Source organism: Mesorhizobium sp. WSM4846 (genome assembly GCF_055811415.1).
On the sequence record NZ_JBVVPZ010000064.1, the window covers coordinates 19337 to 27821 of the forward strand.

The following is an 8485-nucleotide window of genomic DNA, read 5'->3' on the forward strand; positions in this document are numbered from 1 at the left end:
AACCCGCCCCGCCCCCCCCCCTCCTCACCACAACCCGCCCCCGGCCCCCCGCCCCCCCCGGCCCCCCGCGGCAATGATTGCCGCGCTCGATACTGCCGGCAACCCGTCGTCGGTCCATGCCGAAGGTCGTGCCGCACGGCGGCTGATCGAGAATGCAAGGCGCGATGTGGCGCTGCTGGTCAACGCCGGCGCCGAGCATGTCGTGTTCACCTCCGGTGCGACGGAAGCCGCCTCGACGCTGCTGACGCCGGATTGGCAGATGGGGCGCGGCACTGTCCGCATGAGCCGGCTCTATGTCTGCGAAGCCGATCATCCTTGTGTGCTGAACGGCGGGCGCTTTCCGGCAGCCCGGGTAACACGCATCGGCGTCGACGCCGACGGCATTGTCAGGCTGGACGCGCTGGCGGCGGCACTTGGCCGTCATGACAAGGCGGACGGCCTGCCTCTGGTGGCGATCCATGCCGCCAACAACGAGACCGGCGTCATCCAGCCGGTCGAGCGCATCGCCGAAATCGTCAAGGCGGCAGGCGGCGTCCTGGTCGTCGACGCCGTGCAGGCAGCCGGTCGCATTCCGCTCAATATGTCAGCGGGTTATGCCGATTACTTGATTCTGTCTTCGCACAAGATCGGCGGTCCCAAGGGCGTTGGCGCCATTATCGCCGCCTCGGACCTGATGATGCCCAGGCCCTTGATATCAGGCGGTGGCCAGGAAAAGGGTCATCGTGGCGGCACCGAAAACCTGGCCGCGATCGCCGGTTTTGGCGCGGCGGCGCGGGAGGCCCTGATCGGACTGAAGCGCATCGATGCAGTCGGCAGCCGCCGCGATGAGATCGAGGCGATCGTGAAAACGCTGGTGCCGGATGCGGAAATCTTCGGAACCGGCGCGCCGAGGCTTGCCAACACGACATTCTTCGCTATTGCGGGCATCAAGGCCGAGACGGCGCAGATCGCCTTCGACCTCGCCGGCGTGGCGCTGTCGGCCGGTTCCGCCTGTTCGTCGGGCAAGGTCGGCCCGAGCCATGTGCTGAAAGCCATGGGATACAATGACAGCCTTGGCGCTTTGCGCGTGTCCATCGGCCACGCAACGAGCGCGCAGGACATCGAACTGTTCCGCACTGCGCTGGCCGGCATTGCCTCACGCCGCGCAGGCAGGGAAGAAGCCGCCTGAGCGCGGCAAACAAACGCAGGCTTTTTGGCCTGGTAGAGCCGTGCGTTTCATGGTGGCCGGGTGAATTCCCGGCAGGGACGCACTATATGGAACTTACGCCGCCTCAGGTGCCTCGCGGGTACTGGTTTCGCGGTGCCATAGTTTGAAAACTGCCGGGCCTTGACCCCGGCGTGGATGGAGAACGCTGATGCCTGCTGTGCAGGACACGATCGATCGGGTTCGAAAGATCGACGTCGACCAATACAAATACGGATTCCAGACCGAAATCGCGATGGACAAGGCCCCAAAGGGCCTGAGTGAAGACATTATCCGCTTCATTTCGGCGAAGAAGGACGAGCCGTCCTGGATGCTGGAATGGCGTCTGGAAGCCTATCGGCGCTGGGTGACGCTGGACGAGCCGAAATGGGCGCGCGTCCATTATCCGAAGATCGATTTCCAGGACCTTTACTATTATGCGGCGCCCAAGAGCACGCCAGGGCCGACATCGCTGAGCGACGTCGACCCCGAACTGTTGAGGGTCTATGAAAAGCTCGGCATCCCGCTGAGGGAACAGGAGATCCTCGCCGGTGTGCAGAAGACCGACGCGTCGGAACTCGAGGAAGCCAGCGACAATGTCTACAAGTCGGGCCGCGTCGCCGTCGACGCCGTGTTCGATTCCGTGTCCGTCGTCACCACCTTCAAGAAGGAGCTGGCGCAGGCCGGCGTCATCTTCTGCTCGATCTCGGAAGCCATCCGCGAGCACCCGGATCTGGTGAAGAAGTATCTCGGCTCGGTCGTGCCGACCTCGGACAATTTCTACGCCACGCTGAATTCGGCGGTGTTCACCGACGGTTCTTTCGTCTTCGTGCCCAAGGGCGTGCGCTGCCCGATGGAACTGTCGACCTATTTCCGCATGAACGAGAAGAACACCGGCCAGTTCGAGCGCACGCTGATCATCGCCGAGGAAGGGGCCTACGTCTCCTATCTCGAAGGCTGCACGGCGCCGCAGCGCGACGAGAACCAGCTTCACGCTGCGGTTGTCGAACTGATCGCGCTCGACGATGCCGAGATCAAATACTCGACGGTGCAGAACTGGTACCCCGGCGACGCCGAAGGCAAGGGCGGCATCTACAATTTCGTCACCAAGCGCGGCGACTGCCGCGGCCACCGTTCGAAGATTTCATGGACGCAGGTCGAGACCGGCTCGGCGATCACCTGGAAATATCCGAGCTGCATCCTGCGCGGTGACGATTCCAGCGGCGAGTTCTATTCGATCGCCGTGTCGAACGGCTACCAGCAGGTCGACAGCGGCACCAAGATGATCCATCTCGGCAAGAACACGTCGAGCCGCATCATCTCCAAGGGCATCGCCGCCGGCTTCTCGCAGAACACCTATCGCGGCCAGGTCTCGGCGCACCGCAAGGCGACCAACGCCCGCAACTTCACCAACTGCGACTCGCTGCTGATCGGCGACCAGTGCGGCGCCCACACCGTGCCCTACATGGAAGCCAAGAACGCAACCGCGCAGTTCGAGCATGAGGCGACGACGTCGAAGATTTCCGAGGACCAGAAATTCTACGTCATGCAGCGCGGCATTCCCGAAGAAGAGGCGATCGCGCTGATCGTCAACGGCTTCGTCAAGGACGTCATCCAGCAACTGCCGATGGAATTCGCGGTCGAGGCGCAGAAGCTGATTGGGATCAGCCTCGAGGGCTCGGTCGGCTGACCGGACCGAAAATTTTCAGGAAAAGAAAAAATGCTTGAAATCAGAAATTTGCATGCTCGCATCGTCGATGACGGCACCGAGATCATCCGCGGCCTGAACCTGACGGTGAAAGCCGGCGAGGTCGCCGCCATCATGGGGCCGAACGGCTCGGGAAAATCGACGCTGTCCTACATCCTCGCCGGGCGCGAGGATTATGAGGTGACCGAAGGCGACATTCTCTACAACGGCCAGTCGATCCTCGAAATGGACCCGGCCGAGCGCGCCACATCAGGCATTTTTCTCGCCTTCCAGTATCCGATGGAGATACCCGGTGTGGCGACGATGGAATTCCTGAAAGTGGCGATGAACGAGCAGCGCAAGGCCCGCGGCGAGGAGCCGCTGAAGATCCCGGAATTCCTGAAGCGCGTGAAGGATGCCGCCGCCTTGCTCGACATGGACATGGCGATGCTGAAGCGGCCGCTCAATGTCGGCTTTTCCGGCGGCGAGAAGAAGCGCGCCGAGATCCTGCAGATGAAGCTTCTGGAGCCAAAGCTGTGCGTGCTCGACGAGACAGACTCAGGTCTCGACATCGATGCGCTGAAGATCGTTTCGGAAGGCGTCAACGCGTTGCGCGCGCCGGACCGCGCCATCGTCATCATCACCCACTACCAGCGCCTGCTTCAGTACATCGTGCCGGATAGCGTGCACGTGCTGTACAGAGGCCAGGTGGTCAAGTCGGGCGACAAGTCGCTGGCGCTCGACCTCGAGGCCAATGGCTATGCCGGCGTGATCGGCCAAGCTGCGTGAGATGCCAGAAGGCCAAGAAGGCAAGCCAAACAAGGCGAGACCGATGAACATACATACGACACCCCAGCGAACGCCGGCCGAAACGGCGCTGATCGACGTCTTCAGCGACCGGCTGTCGTTGCTGCCCGGCGACGGCACGGTGATGCTGAAGCGCGACGACGCCATCGAGGCGATTAAGAGCGGCCTGCCGACGCGGCGCATCGAATCCTGGCACTACACCGACCTGCGCCGCCTATTGACTTCGGTTCCGGATTTCGATCCCGCAGCCGCCCCAAAAGCCATTGCGCCTGTCGTCGAAGGATCCGCTGTCCTGCCGGTGCTCAACGGCGTGTCGAGTGCGAAAATGCCTGAAATTGAGGGCATCGCCGTGCAGCGCCTGTCGGAGAAGCTGACCGACGGCAGCATCGCACCGGGCCTCGACCTCTATGGCGCCGACGATGCCATCGGCGCGCTGAACACCGCTTTCGTTGCCGACGGCTATTTTGTCGACATTGCCGACGGCACCGAGTTGGACAAGCCGATCGAACTGCAGAACCTGCAGGCCGGCGGCCAGACGCATGTCCGCCTCAGCGTCCGCGTCGGCGCCGGCGCCAAGGCCGTGATCGTCGAGCGCCAGGCGGGCGAGGGCGCCGCACTCGTCAGTTCGGTCAGCCAGCTTCTGCTTGACGAGGGCGCCGAGGTGACCTGGCTGATCGTGCAGGAGCAGCCGGATACAGCGACGCATCTTGCCCAGTTCAAGGCGCATCTTGGCAAAAATGCGAAGCTGACGCTGTTCGTGATGAATGCCGGCGGCAAGCTGGTGCGCCAGGAGATCGTGGTCAGAACGACAGGCGAAGGCGCCGATTTCACGCTGCGCGGCATCAACCTGCTTGCTGGTGATACCCATACCGACGTGACCATGGTGCTCGACCATGCGGTGCCGCACACGGCTTCGACGGAAGTGATCCGCAACGTGGTGACGGGAAGAGCGCGCGGCGTCTTCCAGGGGCGCATCAACGTCCACCAATACGCGCAGAAGACCAACGCCAAGATGGCCTGCAACACGCTGCTTCTGTCGGATGACGGCGAGTTCTCGACCAAGCCTGAGCTCGAAATCTTCGCCGACGACGTCGTTTGCGGCCACGGCGCCACCGTCACCGAGATCGATCATAGCCACTTGTTCTACCTGATGGCGCGCGGCATCGACGAGAAGGCCGCTCGTGGCCTGCTGGTCAAGGCGTTCGTCGCCGAGGTGATCGAGGAACTCGACGACGAAGCGATCGTCGAGGCGCTGGAAACGAGGCTCGACGGCTGGTTCGCGGCGCACGGGTGACAGTGGGAGAGGGTTTGGCGCTTCGGCCAACACCCCTCATCCGACCGAGCTCCGCTCGGCCACCTTCTCCCACAAGGGGAGAAGGAAGAGCGCCTCTCCTTCTCCCCTTGTGGGAGAAGGTGGATTGGCGCGTAGCGCCAAGACGGATGAGGGGTGCTGGAAGGAACGCGGCGTAGCAAGGACTTCGAGATGGACCAGAAAGTCGAAAACATCCCCTACGATGTCGAGGCGATCCGCCGCGACTTTCCGATCCTGTCGCGGGAAGTCTACGGCAAACCGCTGGTCTATCTCGACAACGGCGCCTCGGCGCAGAAGCCGCAGGCCGTGCTCGACGCCATCCAGCACGCCTACGCCCAGGAATATGCCAACGTCCATCGCGGGCTGCATTTCCTGTCGAATGCCGCGACCGACGCCTTTGAGAACGCGCGCAAGATTGTGCAAGGATTTCTGAACGCGCCTGATACCGACAACATCGTCTTCACCTCGAACACGACCGCGGCGATCAACACCGTTGCTTATGGTTATGGCATGCCCAATATCGGCGAGGGCGATGAAATAGTCCTGTCGATCATGGAACACCATTCCAACATCGTGCCGTGGCATTTCATCCGCGAGCGGCAGGGCGCGAAGCTGGTCTGGGTGCCGGTCGACGATCTCGGCATCTTCCACATCGAGGCGTTCGAGAAACGGCTGACCGACCGCACAAAACTGGTCGCCATCACGCACATGTCGAATGCGCTGGGCACCGTGACGCCGATCAAGGAGATCGTCCGCATCGCGCATGCGCGCGGCATTCCGGTGCTGGTCGACGGCAGCCAGAGCGCCGTGCACATGCCGATCGACGTGCAGGACCTCGACTGCGATTTCTTCGTCTTCACCGGCCACAAGGTTTATGGGCCCTCGGGCATCGGCGTGCTCTATGGCAAGAAGGAAATGCTGGAGCGCATGCGCCCGTTCATGGGCGGCGGCGAGATGATTGAGGAGGTGACGCAAGAGATCGTCACCTACAACGATCCGCCGCACCGTTTCGAGGCAGGCACGCCGCCGATCGTCCAGGCGATCGGGCTGGGTGCGGCGCTCGAATATATGGAAAAGATCGGCCGCGAGCGCATCGCCGCCCACGAGGCCGATCTCAGGGATTATGCCCATCAGCGGCTGCGCGCCATCAATTCGCTGCGCATCTTCGGCGATGCGCCTGACAAGGGCGCCATCATCTCCTTCGAGCTGCAAGGCATTCATGCCCACGACGTGTCGATGGTGATCGACAGGCAAGGCGTCGCCGTCCGTGCCGGCACCCATTGCGCCCAGCCGCTGTTGAAACGTTTTGGCGTAACCTCCACATGCAGGGCATCGTTCGGCATGTATAACACCAGAGCCGAAGTCGACGCTTTGGCCGATGCGCTCGAAAAAGCGCGAACGTTCTTCGGATGACGATCATGGATGATGCAGGCCACACCGCTGAGACCACGTCGGAAACGGTAACCAATGAGGTGGTTTCCGCCTCGGCCATTCCCGCCGACGAACTGGCACGGCTGACCGACGACATCGTTTCGGCGCTGAAGACGGTCTACGACCCGGAAATCCCGGCCGACATCTATGAGCTCGGCCTGATCTACAAGATCGACATCGAGGACGACCGCTCGGTCAAGATCGACATGACCCTGACCGCGCCGGGCTGCCCGGTGGCCGGCGAAATGCCGGGCTGGGTGGAAAATGCCGTCGGCGCCGTCGAAGGCGTTTCCGGCGTCGAGGTCAACATGACCTTCGATCCGCCCTGGTCGCCCGACCGCATGTCGGAAGAGGCGCAGGTCGCGGTGGGCTGGTATTGAGGCGCACTTGCGCCAGGCAGAAAACTTCACCATTTTAGGTGAAGACTCATTCCGCAGGCCTTGAACCTGCGCGAACGCGGAGAAAAAGAATGGGACGCTTCGCCGTCATCACGATGACCGCAAAGGCTGCCGATCGGGTTCGCGAGATCGTCGCGACCCGTGAGAATGCGCATGGCATTCGCCTTGGCATCAAGAAGGGCGGCTGCGCCGGCATGGAATATACGGTCGATCTGGTGACCGAGCCCAACACCAAGGACGATCATATCGAGCGCGACGGCGCCCATGTCTATGTCGCGCCTGAGGCAGCGCTTTTCCTGTTCGGCACCGAGATGGATTTCGAGCAGACGACGCTGCGCACCGGCTTCACCTTCCGCAACCCGAACCAGAGCTCGGCCTGCGGCTGCGGCGAATCGGTGGAGCTCAAGCCGGCCGATCTGAAGGCCCTGGCCGAGGCGCGCGCATCGGCCTGATTTCCCTTCTCCCCGTTTACGGGGAGAAGGTGGCCCGAAGGGCCGGATGAGGGGCAGCGCCGGCCCTGTGATGGTTGCGCCGCCCTCATCTGCCTGCCGGCATCTCCTACCCGTAAACGGGGCGAAGAAATGCTAATCCACCCACATTCCCGTTCGTTTGTGCCAGTCTGCGATCGATTCCTCGGGATAGACGTCGAAGACCCTGTCGTCTTTGCCGATTTCGGGCTCGACCCAGTTCGCCTTGTATTTCAGCATGAGGTGCACCTTTTCAGGCGGTTTCGGCAGGTCTGTGTCGATCGCCGAGGCGAAGGGGTGGACCAGTTCCGGCCAGGTCCGGTCATAGAGCCACAGTGCCGAACCACATTTTTTGCAGAAATTCCGCTCGCCTGACGAGATCTCGCATTGCGGATGCTCGTCGTCCTCGATCTTGGCCTGGTAGACGCCAAGATGGCGCTTGCCCTTGATTTTCAGCGTCTCGAAATCGGCACCGAGATTGATGGCAAAGCCACCGCCGCCCTGCTGCTTGCGGCAGATCGAGCAGTAGCACAGCATGAACGGCACCGGGGTGTGGCTTTCCACCTCGAAGCGGACGGCATTGCACCGGCAGGACCCTTTGAGCAGAAGCGGCATGAAAAACTCCGACGAAATTGGCTTTCAACTTGTCAGGATGGTGCCGGCTGCGGCGATGACAAGGGGAAATCCGGGTGACATGATCGCGGCATGGACAATGAACGCATTGCCGAACTTTTCGAAGGCCTCGGACCGGTCAGCATTCGCAAGATGTTCGGCGGCAAGGGCATCTATTTCGACGGCGTGATCGTCGCCATCGTCATTCGTGACGAATTGATGCTGAAAGCCGATGCGGAAAGCGCGCCCGAATTCGAGGCGGCCGGCTGCCGGCAATGGACCTATACGGGGTCGCGGCACGGCAAGCTGGTGTCGATGCCGTATTGGAGCGTTCCCGACAGCGCCTTCGACGATCCGGATGAGATAGCGGTCTGGGGACGCCTGGCCTATGAGGCGGGGCTGCGTGCCGGCAAATAGGTGTGTCCGCTAGCCACTCAGCTAAAGACAATCGCTCCAGGTTGGCGCCGCCCCTCCCCCGGGGGGGGGGGGGGGGGGGGGGGGGGGGGGGGGGGGGCCCCCCCCCACCACCCCGCCGGGGCGGGGGGGGGGGGCCGGCGGGGGGGGGGGGGGGGGGGGCGCCCCGCGCGG

At 62.7% G+C, this 8485-nt stretch carries 9 protein-coding genes; 8 read left to right on the plus strand and 1 reads right to left on the minus strand.

Going from position 1 to position 8485, the window contains the following annotated elements; genetic code table 11:
* The 7 genes from AC0L15_RS31280 to sufA form a co-directional block, all read left to right on the plus strand.
* Positions 1 to 1168, plus strand: a 1168-nt coding sequence (locus tag AC0L15_RS31280) for a cysteine desulfurase family protein (protein WP_473498147.1), incomplete at its 5' end; no start/stop codon positions are given.
* 187 nt (positions 1169 to 1355) lie between these two features.
* Positions 1356 to 2873 carry a Fe-S cluster assembly protein SufB gene (gene sufB / locus AC0L15_RS31285; protein WP_023798290.1) on the plus strand — a complete coding sequence of 506 codons (1518 nt, stop codon included), beginning with the start codon at positions 1356 to 1358 and terminating at the stop codon, positions 2871 to 2873.
* 30 nt (positions 2874 to 2903) lie between these two features.
* Positions 2904 to 3659: a Fe-S cluster assembly ATPase SufC gene (sufC, locus tag AC0L15_RS31290; RefSeq protein ID WP_023798289.1), complete on the plus strand. Its 756-nt coding sequence runs from the start codon at positions 2904 to 2906 to the stop codon at positions 3657 to 3659.
* Between the two features lie 43 nt (positions 3660 to 3702).
* Positions 3703 to 4971 (plus strand): Fe-S cluster assembly protein SufD, encoded by a 1269-nt coding sequence (gene sufD, locus AC0L15_RS31295; RefSeq protein WP_287247500.1) that lies wholly within the window; start codon positions 3703 to 3705, stop codon positions 4969 to 4971.
* A gap of 189 nt (positions 4972 to 5160) precedes the next feature.
* Positions 5161 to 6402 (plus strand): cysteine desulfurase, encoded by a 1242-nt coding sequence (locus tag AC0L15_RS31300; protein ID WP_287247498.1) that lies wholly within the window; start codon positions 5161 to 5163, stop codon positions 6400 to 6402.
* 5 nt (positions 6403 to 6407) lie between these two features.
* Complete coding sequence (locus AC0L15_RS31305; protein WP_027154153.1) at positions 6408 to 6800, plus strand: SUF system Fe-S cluster assembly protein; 393 nt, start codon at positions 6408 to 6410, stop codon at positions 6798 to 6800.
* Between the two features lie 89 nt (positions 6801 to 6889).
* Positions 6890 to 7270 (plus strand): Fe-S cluster assembly scaffold SufA, encoded by a 381-nt coding sequence (gene sufA / locus AC0L15_RS31310; RefSeq protein ID WP_287061847.1) that lies wholly within the window; start codon positions 6890 to 6892, stop codon positions 7268 to 7270.
* A gap of 132 nt (positions 7271 to 7402) precedes the next feature.
* Here the strand turns inward: sufA and AC0L15_RS31315 are convergent, their stop codons facing one another.
* Complete coding sequence (locus tag AC0L15_RS31315; protein ID WP_287247497.1) at positions 7403 to 7900, minus strand: GFA family protein; 498 nt, start codon at positions 7898 to 7900, stop codon at positions 7403 to 7405.
* Positions 7901 to 7990: 90 nt separating this feature from the next.
* Between AC0L15_RS31315 and AC0L15_RS31320 the strand changes: the two genes are divergently transcribed.
* Positions 7991 to 8314 carry a TfoX/Sxy family protein gene (locus AC0L15_RS31320; protein ID WP_287247495.1) on the plus strand — a complete coding sequence of 108 codons (324 nt, stop codon included), beginning with the start codon at positions 7991 to 7993 and terminating at the stop codon, positions 8312 to 8314.
* The last annotated feature ends 171 nt before the right edge of the window (positions 8315 to 8485 follow it).

Excerpts from the sequence above, each read along its gene's own strand:
- sufB (WP_023798290.1), top strand. The coding sequence starts at position 1,356 with ATGCCTGCTGTGCAGGACACGATCGATCGGGTTCGAAAGATCGACGTC.
- sufC (WP_023798289.1), top strand. The coding sequence starts at position 2,904 with ATGCTTGAAATCAGAAATTTGCATGCTCGCATCGTCGATGACGGCACC.
- sufD (WP_287247500.1), top strand. The coding sequence starts at position 3,703 with ATGAACATACATACGACACCCCAGCGAACGCCGGCCGAAACGGCGCTG.
- AC0L15_RS31300 (WP_287247498.1), top strand. The coding sequence starts at position 5,161 with ATGGACCAGAAAGTCGAAAACATCCCCTACGATGTCGAGGCGATCCGC.
- AC0L15_RS31305 (WP_027154153.1), top strand. The coding sequence starts at position 6,408 with ATGGATGATGCAGGCCACACCGCTGAGACCACGTCGGAAACGGTAACC.
- sufA (WP_287061847.1), top strand. The coding sequence starts at position 6,890 with ATGGGACGCTTCGCCGTCATCACGATGACCGCAAAGGCTGCCGATCGG.
- AC0L15_RS31315 (WP_287247497.1), bottom strand. The coding sequence starts at position 7,900 with ATGCCGCTTCTGCTCAAAGGGTCCTGCCGGTGCAATGCCGTCCGCTTC.
- AC0L15_RS31320 (WP_287247495.1), top strand. The coding sequence starts at position 7,991 with ATGGACAATGAACGCATTGCCGAACTTTTCGAAGGCCTCGGACCGGTC.